This window comes from Microbacter margulisiae, from assembly GCF_014192515.1.
GTDB lineage: Bacteria > Bacteroidota > Bacteroidia > Bacteroidales > Paludibacteraceae > Microbacter > Microbacter margulisiae.
Genome location: NZ_JACHYB010000002.1, coordinates 1,270,475 through 1,293,484, shown reverse-complemented (window position 1 = coordinate 1,293,484; position 23,010 = coordinate 1,270,475). Strand labels below are relative to the sequence as shown.

At 42.4% G+C, this 23,010-nt stretch carries 11 protein-coding genes; all 11 read right to left on the bottom strand.

The genetic code is table 11. The annotated features are described in order from the left end of the window. Window positions 1–107: 107 nt before the first annotated feature. The gene (locus FHX64_RS14170; protein WP_183414485.1) at window positions 108–2,522 is read right to left on the bottom strand and encodes a glycoside hydrolase family 2 TIM barrel-domain containing protein; all 2,415 of its coding nucleotides are present in this window, start codon (window positions 2,520–2,522) and stop codon (window positions 108–110) included. Between the two features lie 297 nt (window positions 2,523–2,819). Next, on the bottom strand, window positions 2,820–5,630 hold the full coding sequence (locus FHX64_RS14165; protein ID WP_183414484.1) for a glycoside hydrolase family 31 protein: 2,811 nt from the start codon (window positions 5,628–5,630) through the stop codon (window positions 2,820–2,822). Window positions 5,631–6,731: 1,101 nt separating this feature from the next. Then, entirely contained in the window at window positions 6,732–13,382 is a 6,651-nt protein-coding gene (locus FHX64_RS14160) for a right-handed parallel beta-helix repeat-containing protein (RefSeq protein ID WP_183414483.1), read from the bottom strand. Window positions 13,383–13,830: 448 nt separating this feature from the next. After that, window positions 13,831–15,222, bottom strand: a complete 1,392-nt coding sequence (locus FHX64_RS14155) for an ammonium transporter (protein ID WP_183414482.1) — start codon at window positions 15,220–15,222, stop codon at window positions 13,831–13,833. A gap of 112 nt (window positions 15,223–15,334) precedes the next feature. After that, window positions 15,335–15,691, bottom strand: a complete 357-nt coding sequence (locus tag FHX64_RS14150; protein ID WP_183414481.1) for a P-II family nitrogen regulator — start codon at window positions 15,689–15,691, stop codon at window positions 15,335–15,337. Window positions 15,692–16,450: 759 nt separating this feature from the next. After that, window positions 16,451–17,224, bottom strand: a complete 774-nt coding sequence (locus FHX64_RS14145) for a DeoR/GlpR family DNA-binding transcription regulator (RefSeq protein WP_183414480.1) — start codon at window positions 17,222–17,224, stop codon at window positions 16,451–16,453. Between the two features lie 5 nt (window positions 17,225–17,229). Next, window positions 17,230–17,853, bottom strand: a complete 624-nt coding sequence (gene ribB / locus FHX64_RS14140; RefSeq protein ID WP_183414479.1) for a 3,4-dihydroxy-2-butanone-4-phosphate synthase — start codon at window positions 17,851–17,853, stop codon at window positions 17,230–17,232. Between the two features lie 84 nt (window positions 17,854–17,937). Next, window positions 17,938–18,801 (bottom strand): sugar ABC transporter substrate-binding protein, encoded by an 864-nt coding sequence (locus FHX64_RS14135; RefSeq protein ID WP_183414478.1) that lies wholly within the window; start codon window positions 18,799–18,801, stop codon window positions 17,938–17,940. Between the two features lie 59 nt (window positions 18,802–18,860). Beyond that, window positions 18,861–19,865: a GRP family sugar transporter gene (locus FHX64_RS14130; RefSeq protein ID WP_183414477.1), complete on the bottom strand. Its 1,005-nt coding sequence runs from the start codon at window positions 19,863–19,865 to the stop codon at window positions 18,861–18,863. 119 nt (window positions 19,866–19,984) lie between these two features. Then, window positions 19,985–21,403 carry an L-fucose/L-arabinose isomerase family protein gene (locus tag FHX64_RS14125; RefSeq protein ID WP_183414476.1) on the bottom strand — a complete coding sequence of 473 codons (1,419 nt, stop codon included), beginning with the start codon at window positions 21,401–21,403 and terminating at the stop codon, window positions 19,985–19,987. Between the two features lie 94 nt (window positions 21,404–21,497). Continuing rightward, the gene (gene glpK, locus FHX64_RS14120) at window positions 21,498–22,979 is read right to left on the bottom strand and encodes a glycerol kinase GlpK (protein WP_183414475.1); all 1,482 of its coding nucleotides are present in this window, start codon (window positions 22,977–22,979) and stop codon (window positions 21,498–21,500) included. Window positions 22,980–23,010 lie beyond the last annotated feature (31 nt).

Below are 23,010 nucleotides of genomic sequence, written 5' to 3'. Positions count from 1 at the left end.
TGGTTGCATGAAATTCGCATGCCGATGTTATCATAATTATGGATGTAAAATTGGTTCAAAAATAAGAAGCCTGATTCTGAAAAGTCCCAGGCTTCTTATGGCGTAATTTATTTACTGAAAATAGGCAGATTCCGGGCTGGCAATCCTTCCGAAGTGGCAGTCAAATGAATGACTCCCGGTTTATGGGTCGATTGGATCACTACCAGGCATTTTCCAAAGAATGCATGGCAATAATTTGCCTTAAACGGATCGTGGTCAATCTCACTGCCATTGTCTACGCCTACGATCTTTCCAGGCCCGGTAACGGTGAAATGTACCAGATTATCTGCCGTCGGCACCATGGTTCCGTTTTTGTCTGTTATCTTTACCGTAACAAAGGACAGGTCGCTGTTATCGGCATGGATCAAATTCCGGTCTGCCGCCAGGGTAATATGGTCTGCTGGCCCTGCCGTCCTTTCCTCTACCATTTTCACCGCCTTGCCGTTCTTGTAGGAGACAGCCTTGAGAACCCCCGGTTCAAAGGGCACGCTCCACATTACATGGAGTTCATCTCCTGTTTTATGCCGTTTCCCCAGTGACTTCCCGTTAAGGAACAACTCTACTTCGTCGGCATTGTTGTAATAGCACCAGATATCCACCATTTGTCCGGGCTTCCAGTTCCAGTGCGGGAAGATATGCAATACGGTCTTGTGTGTCCATTCACTTTGGTACATGTAATAAACATCTTTCGGGAAGCCGGCCAGATCAATGATCCCGAAATAGGAACTGCGTGATGGCCATGTGTAGGGAGTGGGTTCCCCGATGTAATCGAATCCTGTCCAGATAAACATTCCCGATATGTAGGGATGGGCTTTCACAACTTTCCATGTTTCTTCGTGTGTCGATCCCCATGGAGCAGATGTGTTATCGTAAGCTGAGCATAAATGGTTTGGCGTGCTATAGGGTATATTCCATTCTTTGGGTACCCGGATAATTGAATCAGAAGGCATCCTGTACCATCCACGGGTCTCCAGTGCTGAAGTGGATTCGGTAATAATGAGTTTCTTCCCCGGATATACCTTGGGGAAGGTAAGCCAGTCTTCAATATGATAATTCATTCCTATCAGGTCAGTTGCCCCGCAGCTAATCAATGGATTTGTGGGTTCGGGATTGCTGTTGGCGGTAACAATAGGGCGGGTGTCATCCAGACCGCGGACGATCGAACACAGCTCTTTCATTATAGCAGCTCCCCTGTCTTCCGGACTTCCTTTCTTGGCAGCCTGTTCAGGTATCTCATTTCCCACGCTCCAGATGATAACACTGGGATGATTCCGGTCACGGCGTATCTGGTCACTCAGGTCTTCTTTGTGCCATTGGGCAAAGTAGCGTGAGTAATCATATTTCGTCTTGTGAATCATCCACATGTCGAAGGCTTCATCCATGATCAGGAACCCCATGTGATCGGCCAGATCCAGCAGTTCCGGTGCAGGGGGGTTATGGGAGGTACGGATGGCATTGCAGCCCATGTTTTTTAATATCTCCAACTGACGCTCAATTGCTCGTTTGTTGACGGCACTTCCCAGACAACCCAGGTCGTGATGGTCGCATACGCCCAGGATCTTCATCGGTTTCCCGTTCAGGGAAAAGCCTTTATTCACATCGAAATTAAAATAACGGATCCCTACACTGGTGCTTACCTGATCCTCTATTTTGTTTCCAACATAAAGTGAAGAGACCAGAGTGTAGAGGTAAGGGTCTGTTGTTGACCACAGGTGGGGGGTGTTAATTTCTATCGTAGTGGCATTCAGGGTGTCCTTAACGGGAATTGCTTTTGCTGAGGCTACCAGTTTCCCGTGTGCATCATAGAGTTGTGCCTGGATAGTAACCGGCTCTTTCGTGGGTTCTACCTTGGTTTGGAATTGTACTTTTACTGTCGCTTTGGCCTGGCTCACTTCCGGGGTGGTGACATAAATGCCCCAGTGGGCAAAGCGGTCCTGATGGGTAAATACCAAATGAACATTACGATAGATGCCCGACCCCGAGTACCACCGGGAATTAGGTTGTTGCGAGTTGTCCACCTTCACGGCGATCACGTTGGGTTTGTCCCAGTGGAGATAGGGTGTGAGATCATACCGGAAAGAGATGTAACCATAGGGGCGGAAGCCGAGCTCATGCCCGTTAATCCATACGGTGCTGTTGCGGTATACGCCGTCAAAATCGATAAATACTTTTTCCCCTTTTTGGGATGGGCTCAGTGTAAAGGTTTTCCGGTACCATCCCAGACCTCCGTTGAGATAGCCGCCTCCGGCACCTGCAGGACTGTTCCTGTCAAAACGGCCTTCGATGCTCCAGTCATGGGGTAGGTCAAGTTTACGCCACATGCCATCATTAAAGGTTGGGGATTGCGCATTGAGCGTGTCTCCTAAATGAAACCGCCACCCTTCATCAAAATTATTCACCTGCCGTACATGTCCTGTCGACCGGCACGAAACCGACATAAACAAACAACTTACCACAAAGAAAAACTGTACCACATTTTTCATACTCCGATCATTTAATACGTTAACAAATTAGAAATTGAGATAGTAAAATAAACTGTTCCTGATCTTCCTGTTATTTTTAGATGAACAGAATTGTTTTATATCTCAAAGGTATTCATAAATTGCAATCATTCAAACTAATTGTTATATTATTTTGCCAAACTGTATAGATAATGGTCTTGTATATCATGATCAAAATAATCAGTGATTTCCCATCATCCATTTGAAAAAATGCAAGGGATATGGGTGCGAGCATACAACATATCCCTATGCAAAAATCAACAATCACATCTTGTTTTGTCAAATAGATACAACTACTTTGTGCCCATTATAGTGAACTAATACCGGTTTTGATTCTCCCTTTTTATCAATTAATACGATTTTGAAAATACGATTTTTGAGCATTCCGTTGAAGTTGCCTATCCTGTCGCCGATGCTCAGGGTCTTTGTTTTATCGTTATACCTGAAAGGGATATTGGAATAGTCTCCTTTTTCATAATTATAATTGATACCTTCGTCTTCATAAAGAGAAAATAGCCCGTTGCATCCGGCATAAACCCGTATCTCCAGTTCTGTAGCAGGTGTCTGACGGGTATATTCCATCACCGGCCCCATAGGTAAAATAGCGCCGGCAGCCACATAAAGCGGCATCCGTGATAAAGGCGCTTCTACCTGTTTCTTTTCTCCTCCTGTAATATATTGGCCGGAATAAAAATCATACCATCCTGCCGATGCGGGGAAATATATTTCACGAGTGCGTGCCAGGTATTTATACACAGGGCATACCATCAAAGCAGGGCCAAACATATATTGGTCTTTCACGTCAAAAGTTTTCGAATCGCTTTCAAAGTTCATCGCCAGGGGACGCATAATAGTATAGTTATCCAAATAGGTCATTCCGTCCAGGGTATAAATATAAGGCATCAGGCGATATCGCAACCGGTCATAATATGCCATGATATTATATATAGGGCTATTGACAGGTGAAATGTTATAAATCTCACGATAAGGGAACTGTCCGTGACTACGGAAAAGCGGACAGAATGTGCCAAACTGGAACCATCGGGCATTCAGTTCTCTCCATTCTGTCAAATCAGAGGATCCTTCTTTCGCAGTTTCGTAACGATGTTCCACACAGAATCCTCCGATATCCATTGTCCAGAACGGAATCCCCGACATAGCAAAATTAAGCCCGGCAGGGATTTGTGCCTGCATATCTTCCCAGCGGGTACCAATATCGCCACTCCAGGTAGCTGCTGCATAATGCTGAGACCCGGCAAAAGCCGAACGGGTCAATATAAATACCCGCTTATTGGGATCGGTTGTCCGCTGTCCTTCATAGATACCTTTGGCATTCATCAATGCATACGCATTAAAGTATTTATCCGAACTTCCCAAAGCGGTCGGATTCATCAATGCTTTGCGGTATGTAATGCTGGAGTTTGATTCGATATCCGGTTCGGAAGCGTCCATCCACCATGCATCTATCCCTTTGCTGAAGAGATTTGCATTGATCTGATCCCAGAAAAGTTTTCGTGCTCCGGGGCTATATGCGTCGTAGAAAGAACCGACATAACCTTTTCCAACCCAATCCCGGATGCTGTCATGAATGGCTCTCATATACATCCAGCCATGTTGGGCAAATTCCTTAAAGTGTTTGGTGGTTGCATAAAATTTTGGCCAGACTGAGATCATAATATGTGCATGCATCAAATGAACCGAATCAATCATTGCGGTAGGATGGGGGAACCGTTGCTTGTCGAATCTATGACTGCCCCATGCATTTTCAGGCCAGTAGAACCAGTCCTGCACAATGTTGTCCAGTGGTAACCGGAGTTTCCTATACTCTTTTACCACCGACAAAAGTTCTTCCTGCGTTTTATAGCGTTCCCTGCTTTGCCAGTAACCCATTGCCCAACTTGGCATGATAGTTGCCTTTCCCGTAATGGTGCGGTATCCGCTGATCACCTGATCAAGTGAGTTGCCATCTATAAAGTAATAATCAATTTTATCCCCAATTTCAGACCAGAATGAGATATTGCCATTTTTTTCTATCGGACAAATGGACAATGCTTTTAGTCCGATGTACGAAATACCTCCGTCAGGATGCCAAACCAGTTTAAGACGAGTCCGTTTACCGGCTGTCAGGTGAATCTGATAACGATATGTATTTGGATTCCATGCCGTACGCCAGCGTTCCGGGACAATCAATGAATCATTCATATAGACGGTGGTGTATCCTGCGTAATAAAGGTTGAATTTGTAATCTCCCGATATTCGGGGTTCAATCCATCCTTCCCAGGTAATAGTTGCGTTGTTGAAGTTAAAGTGATCAGGAAAATTTTTCACAGTGGTCAGATTCTCATAATCGATGCTGTCTTCCTGTCTGACAAAAGAATGACCATTTGCTTCGGTATATGTAGCTGTTAATGAACCTTGTTCCCCGTTTTTATTAAACAGGACAAACTGGTTCAGATTGCAATAGTTCCGTGGATCGCCATATTTACTCAGGGAATAATTGTCCCACAAAATGCCATAATTTTTGGTAGAAGTAATAAAAGGAATTGATACTTTGGTGTTGTATTGATACAATATTTCGCTTTTATGTTTATAGTCAAGAACGTCCGATTGCTGTTGCCCAAGGCCATAAATAGCTTCTCCGGAAGATCCGTTGAATACCTGTTGAATGGTATATCCTTTGTCCTGACCTGCTTGAGCCGGATGAAACATGCTGCTATCCTGCATCTCGGATAAAATTGGACTTCCATCCCGGTGTGCAAATGCAACAACGCCTGTTTTCAACGAAACACTAACATTAAGTTTCTGAGTCGAAAGGATAATCAGGTCTCCCTTCTTGGTAACCGAAAAGTGGGCATATTGTTTCGGTGGTATGGCGATAAGGCTTTTTTCTTCAGGCATGATTGAAGCGGGAGATTCGGTCACATGAATAATGGCAGCGGTAACCGGTTCGAGTTCGATTAAATGTTTGGTATTTGCGTGTGTAGGATGCAACGTAATTAAGATGCCGGAAGGAAGGACTTTGTATGACTGGCAGAATCCGGTTGCTGTTATAAAAACCAAAGAGAAGACAAATGCGAAGCGTTTTTTCATGCGTTTTGATTGTTTTTTATGGCTGTATCATATAAAGAATAAGGTTTGCCTGATCTTCAATCTATTGCTACTAAGGTTCAGCTACTTTCAAAATAAGGCTTTAATCGTATCGCTAACTATTTTTCTGGCTTGGGTCTCCTTTGGTAGAAAAAATATAACCAGGCTAATAATTGACCTTTAAGTAGATGCAAACGTAGCGCTTCTTCCCCAAAACGAAGAGGATAAAATGTCAAAAAAGAGGGCATCATTTGTCAAATATATCAATGACATGATCATCAAGTGCGGAGGGGTTGGAAATCAAATCACTGAATAATAGAACCATTTATAGGGGCGTTAGCCCTGTAATCTTCGTAGAAAGGAATCCCAAAGGAAGAAAGGGGCGTTAGCCCTGCGATCTGTTTTATTCATATGAGCCTGGATTGCCAAATTATCAGGAATTAAAGACGTCACCGCTACGCGGCTATTTTGATGTAATTGATGCCGTTTCCTATGAAGATGCCAGAGCTACACTCCTTATGATGCTGAAGATCCGGCAGATTTACTCCCCGCTATTGGAGGGGATGGGGGAGGTCAAATGCTGCCTGCCTACTGCCTGCCCCCCATCGGATTTGTAAATCCGGCGTGACAGGGAACTTTCCTTCAACATAAGGGAAGAGGAATCTGCCAAACAAGCCAATGCTGCCATGGTTACCAATACATGATCATCAAGTGTTGTCCCCTTTGGCTAAAGGGGACGAGCGGAGCGGAGGGGTTGGAAATCAAATCACTGAATAATAGAACCATTTATAGGGGCGTTAGCCCTGTAATCTTCATAGAAAAATGGATCCCAAAGGAAGAAAGGGGCGTTAGCCCTGCGATCTGTTTTATTCATATGAGCCTGGATTGCCAAATTATCAGGAATTAAAGACGTCACCGCTACGCGGCTATTTTGATGTAATTGATGCCGTTTCCTACGAAGATGCCAGAGCTACGCTTCTTATGATACTGAAGATCCGGCAGATTTACTCCCCGCTATTGGAGGGGATGGGGGAGGTCAAGTGCTGCCTGCCTACTGCCTGCCCCCCATCGGATTTGTAAATCCGATGAGACGGGAAAGAGATTTTACCAGCTAACGAGTTTTTTTGTAACGACTCCCTGTGCGGTAACGATTTTGAGCAAATAGAGAGCCGGGGTTTGGGGCAGTTGTAGGGAAACCTGCGTTGCCATGGGATTGCTGCTATAACAGATTTGTCCGTTTTCACCCACAAGCATGACCTGTTGCATGGATGAGACACTGGTGACCCATACCTGGCGGTGGTCCTGAATAACGCTCACGCCCTTGTCTGCTTTGGTAGCTGAGAGGGCTGTAGAACCAAACACCAGGATATAGTTTAGGGAGAGTCCATCCTGTGCAGTGGAGAAAGTATATCCACCAGTAGAAAGGTTATGCATGTTTCCCAGGGAATCTTCCAGCAGTACGGTCTTTGCAATGGTGTCCGACTGGGGCATGGTAATGGTGTAGCTTCCGGCTTTTGGAGCATATAGTTGTAGGGGCACGGTCATGGATGATCCGGAGAAAGGAAGCCTGTTTATAGCCAGCGGCATTGAACTGCCGGTAGCTGTTGTGCTGAGCTGCAACGCAGGATCCCCGGAAATACCCCCCATTGTTGGGTTATCTTCCATCGGTTCCATAGCGGTATGGGCACGGGAATCGAAAATGACGTAGGTATTGGAATAGTCTCCGCCACCTGTGATATGGAACTGGAAAGTGGCAGGCTTAGTAGTAGTGGTAGCAGCCGCAGCCATTGCGGGACGGGAGTATGCCACGGATTGCAAAACAGGGTTTGATGCACTTGTTGACTGAAAGGCAGTCGTTGCCCCATTTACATCGGTTTGTACAAAGAAGGCTTGCCCCGGTGCAATCGTAGAGTTGGCTGTGGCAGCAATAATATCAGAGGCCGGAACGACATTGTAACTATCCGTATAGGGTTTGTACACATAGACGGCTCCATAGTATGAAGAGGATGAAGAGTTCCACATCGTACTAATCACTGAGCTTTGAGGCAACGGGTTTGCAATCAGGTTCCATCCGCAGTTGTACCAAAGGGGACTTGGTGTACCTGACGGGGTTTCAGCTAGCGTCATATTTTGCGTTACAGGAGATGCTGTCTCATTAAAAGTAACCTGCGAAGGCGATGGGAAGATTACCGTTTGCCCGATATCATTCTGAGGCACCTTCTGATTAAAGGAGAGGGCATATCCTTTGCCGGCCCGCATGGTGGAGTCAGCCGTTAGGCGGGCAGATGCCCAGGCGTAGCCAACGCCGTTGACAGCCCTTGCATTTTCACTGTATCCTTCGATACGTACCGTATTTTCATCAACAGCGCCGTCAAGGGAAGATAAAGAAGCTGTAGTCAAGGGTAATCCCAGGAATGTCCAGATACCGAGCGATCCATCCGCTCCTGGCAATGTTTTTGAGAAACGGCGTACATAGAGGACCGAGTCCGCTGTTAATGTTCCGATGGAGAGCTGTGCGGCTAAATGGGTTGATACGGTATCCTGCATAAGTTCGAGCCAATGAGTGTCGATGGAAGCATTTCCCATAGCAAAGTTAGTTCCGGGAGTAACACAGATTTCCAGGCTATCCTTTGCAGCAGCGGCTAATGTGGCGGGAGTGTATGAGGTTCCGGTGCGGATATCGGATAGAGTGCTGCCATTCACGGTGACGCCATCCCATTTTTCAAATGCGCCCATGTCAATGGTACTGTTATAGGTACGGGGATTTCCGTTGGCATCGATGGTAAGAGGATTGGCAGCTACCGACCCGTTTCCCAAACAGGGAGAGATCAGCAGGAGTTCGTAGTTCCGGTTAAGGATATTATTGTTCTTTGGATTTTTGAAGTTGGGAGAACGCTGCAGCAGGTCAATATCTCCTGTACCAGACGACCATGTCATGCTTCCATAATTGGAAGAACCGGCACTATAGGTAACAGCCGGTGCTGTTGATCCCGAGAAGTTGTTATAGTTGTTCCATACAATGGAGTTTGCCACTGTATTAGATCCGTCGCTGCATGCAATAGCGGCTCCGGTGTTATTGGTAATAGTTGCATTAACTACCTTAGCCGAAGCACCTGCAAAGTTAATTCCTACGCCGCTGTTATCGGCTACCAGAAGATTAATGGCTTTCGAAGTACTGCCTAAACTAAGGCCTCCTCCGCTATTATTAATGATTTTGCAGTTTTCTACTTTTACTGTATCTGTAGGCGTTACCACGGCAAAATTTCCGGTGGTAGCGCCGGTAATTGTAAATCCGTCAAGTAAAGCGGCAATACTTCCCACGGATGCATAATTTGAGGCAGGCCCTACTACCGTTGCAGATGAATTTCCTGCTAATGTAGTCTGATGTACCTTCAAATTACGATGATTCAAAATCGTACTTATCATGGATAGAGTAGTAGGATATTCCGTTGCCTGATTCCCGGCAAAACCTCCGTAGATAGACATGTTCTTGTTCAGGAGAAACGAAGAACCTGAGGCGGGGGTATAATTTGCGTTTCCGGCAGCTACCCAAATCTGGGGATAATCATATTGACTGTACTGGCTGATGGCGTAGGAGAGCGTCTTATAGGGATTCGACCAATTCAACCCATAACCTGCAGCATCCGTTCCGGTGGCATTATTTACATAGTACAGCCTCGAAGCCAGTTCGTAACACCCGATATCCGGGATGGCATCCCTGAATACTCCCCGGATGTCTGTGGTGGGAACTAAACTGCTCACACTATAACTCCCTTTGTTCCATAAAGCAGAAGAAGAGCTTTGTAACCGATAATCCGCTGCTGCACTTGTGGTTGGATTTACAAAATAAGGTGCGATTGTTCCAGTGTTTGAACTATTCAGCACAAAACTACCTGTACCTAAAGTTCCACTGTATCCGTTAGACCATGCATTGTCTTGTTCATTAGCTTGTGTTACTCCAGATACACATGTGTAGGAAGCTGTTCCATTCCAAACGGCATTATTGTAAAAGTAGCATACACCACTACCTCCAAACACATGAATTTCAGCGCCATTACTCGAAGTAGACACTGTGTTTTGCGACATGGTGTTATTAATAATATAACACGGTGTAGATGTGCTCGTATATAAATTAATAGACATACTGCCTCCGGCCATATACATATGATTATTGTATATTAGGCAGTTAATTACATTTGATCCTCCGGATCGAATATTGATTGTGCCGGCAGAACTATTACCAGTCCCATTATTATTATGTATTATACACCCCAAAACAGTTCCCCCATTCATTTCAACTGCTGCTCCATCATTAGAACTACTGCCAACAGTATTATTTTCAACCATGCAATTGGATAAAGTGCTATTGGCAACCGTAAATGCACCTGCACCGCAGACATCATCACCTCCACCGGCATTATCGGGGATATTCGCTCCGGTCAGGTCAAATCCATCCCATTTGGTAGGAGTGGTAAATCCGCCTCCCCCACCTATTGGGGTAATAGAATATACCGGTCCCAATACACGGTAATCGGTAGTGGTTGCTCCCTGAGGTCCTGCGTGTAAAATGGTTTCGTAAAGAGCATGCGTACTTAACGGCTCTCGCATGGTAGTATCGGCAGCAACGCCGCTCTCATTTGTGTTATTGGCATTACCGAATTCCGGGAAAGCTCCATACACGTTCACCCCTTGACGCATTACAAACGTATTTGCCCAACCATTCCAATTGCCATTCGAATATTTTGCATAATCACCTGTAGTGTAATTTGGATCCTGATAATAGTCTCCTGCTGCAACATAGACAGGCAACTTTGTAACCATCGAGTTCGATGTTTCAACCGCTTTCTGAACTGTAGCCATTGCATTTGACCAGGAAGATCCATCTTGTCTGCCATAACCTCCTTTTCGTACATAAATGGCTCCATGAAAAACAGTACCGGTTATGGTGAAATAGGAGGTGCCTGACGGGAAAGGAATCGTGGTGCTATATAGTGTTCCTGAAATATGAGTCAAAGGATATTCTGTTCCTCCACTGCTAAAATTAGTATTGTTGTCTACTAAAATGGCATAAGCACCGGATGAAGGATAACCGCTGAGATCGATCTGAAAATAAACGGCTCCTACGTTTCCGGTATTTTGTACTTTCCATGTCCGGTTGACAATCTGGTAAGGACCTGAAGTTGTCCAAGTACTACTACTGATGGCGTTGCCGTTATCTCCCCAAATCAGGTATTGTCCGTTAGTCAGGGAGGTTCTGCTGCCGGAAAGGTTGCTGGAAGTAAAATCATTGGTGGTTGCCATCACAATACGCGATGATGTGCTGGATGGGAGATTGTTACTTGCAGATACTTTCTGGTTCAGTCCATAGGTATTGTCATCCCCTAAGCCGGCAATATTATTGGCATACCCCGAAATAGCATAGACGTTTGTTGATCCATCCCCGGCGATGTAATCATGACCAAGCGTAATGCCATATTTAATTGCCAAATAGGTTTCCACGCTGTTTTGATGTGTTACAGAGCCTGCAAAGGCCATAACCTCGGCAATATTTCCCCAGTAAGGACGTGGTGAAAAATAATAACCTCCCAAATAATATTGCAAATTCAAGGACGAACTACTGGTTTGGGTGACGATGTGCCATCCTGTAAATGAAGAAGTTCCGCTTGTTCCATTGATCCAGCTTGTTCCATTGCTTCCGTATACCCAATCATTCCCATTAACATCTCCGTTCCAGTTGTAAGGGGAAGTTGTGGCCCCTACCCGTATTCCATTATCAGTGGTAGCTCCAATAAGACCACCAAGATGTTGTGTGGTAGATGATGAGATATTGGGAAGGGTAACAACAACAAATGATTTTACACTGGCACTGGAGTTGGTCAACATTTGCCGACTTACATTTGTAAAAGCAAGTGAAGGGTTAAAGTTGATGGTATTGTCGGCATAGGTAATTGTTCCTGTTCCTGTTGTCAAAACAGTGGCATTATTGTTTGCTCCTGACTGGTCGTTCCATTGGGTGATTCCTGTACCATTCGTCGTCGTACTGGTTCCGAAATCAGCCTTATACCAGAAAGATGGTGTGGGAATACTATTGATATTGACATAAAACGTTTTTACATAGCCATTGGCATCAGTGGCAGTAAAAGTAACAGTCCCCGTATTGAGTAACTTTACATTTTCTGCTGTGCTTCCATTGGAAAAAGAGAGCATGCCCGAAGGAGACTGGTTTCCCCATGTCAATGTACTACTGGCAGTGCCGGATGATGTTAACGGTGCCGTGAAGTTATAATTCACACTATTACTGTTATCGGTACTGTTTAGATTAAGAGGAACTGCTGAAAGAGATGACCACCCATTAATAACTGCATTTGCGTTGTTGTAAAACACCGTTAGCTGAGGGTAATAGCCGCTTACATTGGTATAGCCGGATATAGATAAAGAACTTATTTGTGAAGTTGTCTCTCCTGTGATACTACCATATCCACCAGATGTTTGTCCGGTACCTTGAGTGTCAAAATAACAATTAGAAAAAGTACCACCCGCACAGCTCCCAACATAACCATTTGCATTAGAACTCCCAATAACACTACCTGTAGCATAACAAGAAGTATTTGTAACCCAATTTTGGGTTTTACCAACAAATCCACCTACATTAGAGCTACCAATAACACTACCTGTAGCATAACAAAAGGTATTTGTAAGACCATTGGCATATCCACAAAATCCCCCCGCATATTGATTACCAGAAACACTTCCCATTGCATAACAATTTGAAATATTAGACCCATTATTAGTTGGTTCATAGCCAATAAAACCACCTATATAGTTATTGGATCCAGAAATATTTCCCGCAGCATATGAGCTAGAAATACTGCCTCCTCCATCCCAATAACCCAAGAATCCTCCTATGTAGTTATTAGCTGAAGTCCCAATATTTCCAGTAGCATAACAATTACTGATAGTTGCTTGTCCTGACAATCGCCCGATTAACCCTCCTGTATAGTCTCCTCCTGAAATGGCACCTGTAGCACTACAGTTTGTCATGGTAAAACTTCCCGAAGTAACATACCCTATTAAGCCTCCTGTATAATCATTATTATTAGTACTAGTTACACTGGCTGAAGAAGAACAACCACTCATAGTCACGCTGTTATTCAGGCTATAATAGCCAACCAATCCCCCAACATAAGCGTTATTACTTTCTGTTGAAGCTGTCACGTTACCAGAAACTGAACAATTAGTTATAGGTACTTGCCCAGAAATATAACCAACCAATCCCCCAACATAAGCATTTCCTGTAATAGTTGCATTAGTAATGATAAGATTTTGTATGGCCGCTGTTGGAGTTGGCCAATACGTAAACGTGACATACCCAAAAAAACCAATATCATTAGATGAAGAATTCACTGTCACATTTGAAATAATATGATTTTGACCGTTAAATACTCCATAGAATGAATGATTACTCGAAGTTCCTATAGGAGTCCATACGTAATTACTTCCGTTTAAGTCTATATCTACATTCAAAATAATAGTTTGGCCTGCAAATGTTGTTGTGCCATGATTCACCAGATATGCCATCTGAGCTAGGTCCTGGGAAGAATTAATATATAGCGTAGAGCCTGAATAAGACCATGAGGTATTTCTTGTTCCATCCCACGTATCAGCTAACATACTATTACCCCCAATAACAAAGAATAAAAGAATTACCCACGCAATTCGGCGGCATGACGTATAAAAAAAAGGCAATATTTGCATAAATAGTCTGTTTAGAAGGTAAATAAGTACATTAAACGCATCTTCGCACATTATCGGTAAGATTATCATCAAAATGGTACCTCGCTACTAATCATACCATTAACAAGCATCATTATCTTCTATATATCCAACCGAAGTTGAGAACAAAAATAAGCACAAAAACAGGTAGAAACAAGGAAAAGAAGAGATTAAATCAATTTCATCAAGATCACCTTATATTTAGACGCAAGAAAGAATGAAAATGAAGGAGAACAATCAAAGTTTTATTGCAACACAAGAATCCTTGTAGTATAATACGTTTGAAAAAAGATATTGTGTAGATCTGTGGGTTCAACAGAAGACAAAACAAGAAGGGGTTTAGTTCACTATCCGCGACTAAACCCCTTCTTCACTCAAAATCCAGCAATTGACGCTCTGCCAACCGCTGGATATCTATAAGACTCCTTCATCAATCAAATGTTGTATAAGCTGTTTCTCCGTGCATAGATTCGTCCATGCCGAGTGCTTCTTCTTTGTCGTTGGCACGTAATCCGAAAATTTTGTCAACAATTTTAAAGAGGATAAATGTCCCTATTGACGTATAAACTATCGTCGATAGAACCGCAATCAATTGGACAATAAGTTGGTGAGGATTACCGTAAAACGCACCACTATAAGCTGCCTGAATAGCAGGAGTTGCTAATAAACCTGTAAATATTGCCCCTACAATACCACCTATACCATGTACGCCAAAGGCATCCAGAGTATCGTCGTACCCCAATTTTGGTTTTACGTAGGCCACCATAAAGAAACAAACCAATGAAACGACAGCTCCAATAATGAGCGCTCCCGTGACATCAACAAATCCGGAAGCGGGGGTAATGGCAACTAATCCGGCAACAGCTCCCGTTGCAATACCAACAAGAGTTGGCTTTTTGCCGATAATCCAATCCAGAAGCATCCATGTTAAAGCAGCAGCAGCAGTGGCAATATGAGTTGCAAGGAATGCACTTCCAGCCAGGCTATCAGCAGCCAATCCGCTACCGGCATTGAATCCAAACCAGCCAAACCACAGCAGGGCAGCTCCAATGGCTACAAAAGGGATGTTATGTGGAGGTATAGCATGCCCTTGGTAGTCCCGACGTTTACCCAACATCAGGGCCATGACTAAAGCTGCAATGCCGGCATTAATATGCACTACTGTTCCTCCTGCAAAATCAAGAGCACCCAATTTTGCTAGCCAACCATTCGACGACCATACCCAGTGGGCAATCGGATTGTAAATAAATAGTGCCCACAGCAATGAAAAAACTACAAAGCCTTTAAATTTGATACGTTCAGCAAAGGCTCCAATAATTAAAGCTGGAGTAATTACAGCAAACATCATCTGGAATAAGATAAACACAATGTGAGGAATGGTTCCTATCATTACAGGAACACCGTTGACTACTTCTCCGCTTGGTTGCGAATGGGAAATAAAATATGGGCTTAAATCGCCAATATGAATTCCGTGTAAAAACGACCATTGAAATCCACCAATAAAAGGTGCTAATGCGCCACTCGAACTTCCAAAGGCAAGACTATAACCACAGGCTACCCATTCGATACTAATAACAGCAGTAATAACAAAACATTGCATCAGTACATTTAATACGTTTTTACGACGAACCAACCCCCCGTAAAAGAGAGCCAACCCAGGTATGGTCATTAACATCACCAAAGCAGTGGCTACAATCATCCATGCAGTATCTCCGGTATTAATGGTAGGCGCCACAGCAGTACCCGCGGAAGTGCCTTGTGCCATTGCAGGCAAACTCGTCAAAGTCAAAAGAGCCATAATTGCTATACTTATTTTTTTCATTGTAATTCGGTTTACGATTATAATCCATCCCAAGACTATTACTCCCCCTAAGAATCAATCTAAATGATCCTGGAAAGTCTTTTATGTTTTACAATCAGTTAGTTAACAGATATTATTCTTCCTTTTCTTTATTGTATAATGCCTCAGGACCACTTTCGCCCGTGCGGATACGGTAGGATGATTCAATATCCGACACAAAGATTTTTCCATCCCCCATGTCCCCTGTACGAGCCGCATTCATAATAGCATTTACGGTCTTTTCCAAATTCTGGTCGCGTACAACAATCGACAGCATGTGCCGTTGTATGTAATTGGACTGAAAAATCTGTCCTCTCACTACTTGTTCTTCCGTCGATTTCCCCAAACCCGTAATATCCCAGTAGGAAAACCACTCGATCCCTGCTTCATACAAAGCCTCTTTGACATCTTCGAATTTTGATTTGCGAATAATCGCCTTAATCTCTTTCATGTTTTTACTGTTTTATTGTTTATATGCTGATGGTTGTACTTCCTAACTGATATTGATAAAAACGACAATGGATTTTTGATTGAGATTATATCCAAATCATGGGATAGTATCTTGAATTACCTGACTAATGTTTCTATGTTTAATATAAACTAAAAAAATGCCCTCTACTTCAATTTTAGATGCATTTGTTCATCAGGGAACAAGATCTCTATTTTTGATACCGAATTATATATACTGCATGTTTTTTTCAGTGCAAATGTACATATAAGTATATATTCTTCCAAATAAAATGTGTTTTTTGAACTAATACCCAATTATTTTTGGGGGTAATTTTCATTTTCGTGATTTTTGTGCAAAAATAAGCCATTAAAGATTACACAAAAAACATTTTGGTAATTATAATAGATAAATAAGTTACATTTAGATACTAATACACCAAATATTCAATACATAATCCAACAAAACAAGGCATTATTATGCCATTTAGACATTAAGCAATCACCGCAAAATGCAAAATGATATATTGAGCATTTTAAATATAATTTATACGAGAAATAGATCTCACGGAAAGGGTATGTCTATTACACCCTACATGCGGAGCAAATGTTTTATAGAAAAACAGCGGAGCCAACGTCAGATTTAGATAATCAAACAGAAGCTAATAAGAGGGAGCAAACAAAAAAAATACTTTTGCAAAAATTAGAAGCAAAAGTATTTTATCAAAATGATTTACATGAAATTGTGACTGAGATTGGTTGGTTATTCTGTGGCTTCGGCAATAATAAATTGCACATCATAATTTTTTAACCACTCAATATCTTCAGGCTTAATTTTAGAATCAGTGATAAGATAATTAATAAGAGATAAAGCACCGAGACTGGCAAATGAACTCTTCCCAATTTTAGTAGAATCTGCCACAAGATATATCTCATCCGCTGACTCAATCATAGCTCTTTTGACGCAAATATCGCTGATACCAGGATAAGTTAGCCCCGATTTTAGGGCTATTCCGGCTGTAGCAAGGAATAATTTGTCAACATGTAAGCTTTGGAAAAAATCTGCAGCTTTCTCTCCTGTCAATGAAAGAGTAGGTGCTTTGAACTCACCACCTGTAACTACAACATTGATCCCCATTTGAGCGCCTAATATTAAAGCGATATTAAGAGCATTGGTTATAACGGTTAATTCCTGATATCCGGTCAGTAATTTAGCTATTTCTGTAGTAGTGGAACCGGAATCAAGAATAATCGTATTGCCATCGTGGATAAATTCAACGGCTTTTTGGGCGATAGCCATTTTTTCGGCAAGATTTTGCTGATTCTGCAAGCTAAAATTGCGGACATTCGAATCAATATCTTTTAAATATGCTCCTCCATGTTCACGAACAATCAAGCCTTCCTTCTCAATCCTTTCAAGATCCTGACGGATAGTTACTTCTGTTACTTTAAAGATGCGACTTAAATCCAACACCTTGGCATGTCCATCTTCCCGTATTAATTCTAAAATTTTTTCGCGTCGTTGGTTTGGAAGCATAATCGTTACTTATTATATTGTTTTCTGTATTCTGCGAGCTGTGTAATAGAAATCAATTTAATGGAATGGTGCTGTGCCACTTTTACCAAATCATCCCAACGGGCCATTGTTCCGTCGTCATTCATCACTTCTACCAAAACACCACATGGATTCAATCCAGCCAATAAAGGAAGATCTACTGAAGCCTCGGTGTGCCCCATCCTTCCCAAAACTCCTTTAGGGTGTGCAATAAGAGGAAAGATGTGCCCCGGACGGGCAAGATTTTCCGGCTTTATTGCTTTATCTACCAATGCTCTGACCGTTTTAGCTCTGTCATGAGCTGAAATACCCGTTGTACAACCATGACCTTTTAAATCGACGGATACCGTAAAATTAGTTGCCATCAAAGCCGTATTACTTTGAACCATTCGCTCAAGCGCTAACTCATCACTCCGTTCCTGCGTTATTGCGACGCAAATAAGTCCCCGTCCATATTTTGCCATGAAATTAATAACAGAAGGAGTAACCAAATCGGCAGCAGCTATAAAATCTCCTTCATTTTCACGAGCTATATCATCAAATACTAATACAATTTTGCCTTTTCGAATATCTTCTATTGCCTCTTCTACTTTATTCAATTGTAATGACATTTTCTTCCTTTAATGCTACGAAAATTTTCTATGTGCAAAGATAAGGCTTTATTTTAAATTTACTAAAGATGAAATGCGGTCTCTTTATAGGTTAGCCAAAGATTCAATTAATTTGAAATCAGTGGCATAAGAACCTTTATTGTCCAGCCCACCTATTATTTTGAGCGCATATTCAATGCCTTGTACAGCCATTTGTGATCCAAATATATCAATCGTAGCAACCATTACCCCTGATATCAGATAAGGTTGTATAGACGCATCATTATCAAAGCCAACCACAGGAATACTCCCTGCTTTACCTTTTCTCTCAAGCACCTTGATAACGCCTAAGGCCATGGCATCATTACTGCACATTACTCCTTTAACATCAGGATGTTGATAAATTAGATTGCTAAAAACTTCTTCTGCTTTCTTTGTCTCCCAATCGGCAGGTTCAGAAGCGATCAAGTCAAGCTGATGTTCTGTTACTGATTTCAGAAAACCCTGCTTGCGCTGTTGTGCATTTTCGGCAACTGGAAGTCCCTCAATGAGAATTACCTTTGCTCCTTCGCCTATTTTTTCAGCTAAGACATCTCCAACTAATTTCGCGGCAGTCACATTATCAGGCCCAACGTATGTAAGCTCGATCCCATATTGTTGCAAAAGATCTTCATCCAAACGAATATCAATATTAACCACTTTAACTCCAGCCAATACAGCTTTAGCCACAACGGGGACCAACGCCTTGGAATCAATCGGGATGACAACCAATCCATCTACTTTCTGTTGAATAAGTGACTCAATCAGTTCAATTTGAAGTTCAATTTCTGTTTGAGAATTCGTTCCAGTGGTGATTAATTGAAAATTATTTTGTTCAGCTGCAAACTTCAAAGCACCTTTTCGCATTGTTTGAAAGAACTCTGCTTTCAATGACTTCATGACTAATCCAATAACAGGTTTTTTCTTCATATGAAACATAGATGAATAATTATCCCTTGCAATTTATTTTCAACAAAGATGCGGCATGATTATGCTTTTGAGAAGGTGATTAACACCAAACCTAAAATAAAAAGAGCAAACATTGCCGTTAGTAATTTGTTAGTTCCACGAGGTGCCGTCCTGAATTCTTTCCAGACAAAGACACCCCAAAACATTGCCACAACAGGTGCTCCATTAGTCAATGCATATGAAATTGTAGGCCCTGCTTTAGGAACTGACATGAAACTGATCACCATCCCCGACATCCATATTATGCCACCCAATACACCAGTAAAATGAGTCTTCAAATCACCTTTGAAATATTCTTTATAAGAAACTACATCTCCGTGAACCGGGTGTTTCATTACAAAAAGATTAAAAAAGGGAGTACTGATTACAGCACCAATCGTAAAGAAAAATACGCCGGTAAATGGAGTAAGATTCCCGCTTCCGCCACTGACATATGCCGGATCGAGGGATTTGACAACCAATCCATAGAAAAATGCGATGGTGACGCCAGCCAATAGAGAGACGATAATACCCTTCGAAGTGGTTCCCTTCTGCCCTGTCGCCAATTTCTTATAAGCAAACATACAAAAGATGATAGCTGCAACAATAAATGCCACTCCTAGAAATAAAAGGACAATATTATTTCCCTGAGAACCAGCAATAAAAAAGTTTACAATAATGCCTAAAACCCAAGCAAGTCCTCCTCCAATAGGAAACCCGACAGACATGCCTGCAATTGCCATAGCTGCAACCAACAAAAACGTTCCAAGATTCCAAACAACACCTCCCGCAAATGCATACGCAATACTGGCAGTATCTGCCTGATGAATATCCTCCAAAAAGCTGCGGCCATCAGGGCCAAAACTACCTAGGGTAAATGCAGCAACAATTGCAGTTAATAACAGTCCCCAGACAAAATCAAAATAAAAGAGCTCAAAACGCCAGGCTTTTGCTGCCATTTTTTGTGTGTTTGCCCACGATCCCCAGCATATCATGCTAAATATGAGAAATAAAACAGCCGGAATATAATGTTGGATTAGCGTCATTGTCTATTGTATTAAAATGGTTAGGATAAGGCAGATATGAGTGTGATAAAATTAGAAAAGATAAAAGGGAATTCCCCCCTTATCTTTTACCCGAAAGTGTAAGAAACCAATTATCAGGATTATTCGTGTTTATATAATGACCAGCCGAGATACGTATTGATAGATTCTTCGAGAATATCAGCCACATATCCCCGTGCCATGGCAACATGGTGTTCAAATCCGTTTTTACACATATATTTGAGCAGCTTCTGTAAATTGTTTACTTCAGACACGGCGATACCTCCATCCATACCGTAAGGATCATTCGTAAATTTACCTTCTCCGAGATATGATTTGATAATTCCGTTGGTATCATCGGTAGAGATACGGAAGAATGTGAACGGACCTTCGGTGACTTTGCCTTTAACGGCTCCGAAGGTATTGACTTTCCCCAAAACATTTCCTAATACGCCAAGTGTTCCTAATTCGATATCATTCTGTGTAAAGCTCTTTGGGAAGTTTCCACAGTGTGTACAAACGCATTTATTCCTTTCTTCAGCAAAATTATTGTTCCAATCGAGCAATGCAGCAGGATTACCGGACGCAAGCATTAAGGCATACATGGAAACAGCTCCGGCAATATCCACTTCACACGCACTTGGCATCATTTTTTCTCCCATCATACTCATGGTGACGCATGCGGCACATCCATAATTTTTTTCAAGAGAATCCCAACACTGAACAGCCGTAGCATCAACCTCATTTTCTGCTACCCATTCATCAACCGCTAATCCGAATTTTGCTTGTGTAATAAGCTTCTCTTCATAAGCCGCTGGGACTTTGGCATACGCTTTGATTTCTCCAAGTCTGGATTTTAATATAGCAGCCTGGTTGTCAATTTTATTTGCTGATGCTATTATCTCTGATAAATCGACAGGTACAACGGTTATACCGGTTGCTTGTAAAATTTTTTCACTGGCGCGTACTGTCTGAAATCCTGCCGGACGTGTCCCTATTGCTCCAATGCGGGCATTACGTAATCCGTTTACAGTACGGCATACTCCTGCAAAAAACTTCAGGTCTTTTTTAAACGTTTCACTGTGGATTGAATAAGTGTGGAAAGTAGTATCCGTAAAGGGAATCCCGTATTGATAAAGGTTATTGCAAACTGACAGCTTGCCACAAAAAGCATCGCGACGTTTATCAAGCGTCACTTTATCATTTTCGTCGTCGCAAGCTTGTACTAATATAGGAACACGGAGTTCTGACAAGCTAAGAGCATTGATAATTCCAATTTCAAAACCGAAATTGGGTAAGGAAATGATAATCCCGTCAATACGATCTCTGTTTGTACGGAATAGCTGAGCGCATTTTTTCCCATCTTCCCGCGTTTCAATACTTCCTGTTTGAGTTTCCGCTTCGTCGAGGATAACATAGTCATATCCTTGAGCTTCAAGTTCTTTAAGCAGGGTTATCCGGACATCTCCTGCCAGATCCGAATTGAAATAATTCCGTGTGCCGATAATTATCCCGAAAGTGAGTTTTTGTTTGTAAGCCATTGGTTAATATTTTAGATTAAAGGATTTGTTGTTGTTTTTTGCACGATAAATATTAATAAATCAACAGTAAGAAATAGCGTGTGGAGACTGATGATTATTTCATCAGAGTGCGTTTCACAGCATTCTGCCATTCACCATACAGCCTGTTTACGTTTGAAATTTCCATAGAGGGAATAATGTAATCATTTCCCAACCTTAACTTCATTGCATCTTCAACATCAGCCAATTGTTTCATCGCAAATTGACTCATCAGGACAGCTCCTAATGCAGAAGCTTCTTCAATGGGACTACGGTTTATTTTTGACTGAAGCATATCAGCCTGGAATTGCATGAGAAAATTATTTTTTACCGGGCCTCCGTCTACCCGTAACTCATTCAATTCTACTCCAGACCGTTGAATAAGTTCTATGAGATCTTTCACTTGAAATGCAATAGATTCTAAAGCAGCCCGAACAACATGCGCTTTATTGGTACCACGGGTCATACCACAAATCAACGCCCTGGCATCATTGTCCCACCATGGCGCTCCCAAGCCGGCAAAAGCAGGGACCAGATAAACGCCATCAGTACTTTCGATGGATGTTGCCAAAGCTTCCGTTTCTTCTGCAGACTGGATAAGCTGCAAATCATCTTGCAACCATTTGATAGTAGCACCTGTACAATGAATATTGCCTTCGAATGCATAATATATTTTGCCTTTTGCAGCAAATGCAATTGAGGTAACTAATCCTTTCGGAGCGGTTAGTGCTTTCTCCCCGATATTGATCATAATGGATGATCCGGTTCCAAAAGTTGCCTTCCCCATACCGCTTGTGAAGCACATCTGTCCGGCTAATGCGCCGTGTGAATCTCCCAACACACCGGCAATAATGGTTTCAGGAATTAACCCGTTCAACGTTGTTGATCCATATATGGCATCGCAGGGCAATACTTCCGGGACCATTGAAGATGGAACAGTAAACATGTCAAGAAGCTCATCATCCCAGTTCAGAGTATGGATATTAAACAATAAGGTACGCGAAGCATTGGTATAGTCTGTTGCATGATTTTTCCCGTTCGTGAAATTCCAGATTAACCAGGTATCCATAGTCCCTATCAGCAGTCTTCCGGCTTCTGCGTGCTCACGTGCACCTTCGACATTATCGAGAATCCATTTTACACCACTGGCGGAAAAATAGGGATTGATAATTAATCCTGTCTTGGCCGACACCTCCGATTCGCGTCCTTGACGAATTAATTCCTCGCAGATATGGGCGCCACGGTTGCATTGCCAGACTATCGCGTTATACACTGGCTTCCCAGTATTTCTATCCCAGACAACTACCGTTTCGCGTTGATTGGTAATAGCAATCGAAATAATATTTTTCTTTACCGATTTATCTTTTTCTAAAATCAGTCCAATGGCTTTATATGTGTTGTGAAGTATTTCTTCAGGATCATGTTCCACCCACCCAGGCTGCGGATAAAATTGTTTATGATCGACAGAAGCACGGCTAACCAGCCTTGCCTTTTCATCAAAAAGCATTGCTTTGGTTGTTGATGTGCTTTGATCAATAGCTAAGGTGTATTTCATCATGGATAATTTAATGATTATGGAATATGCCCTA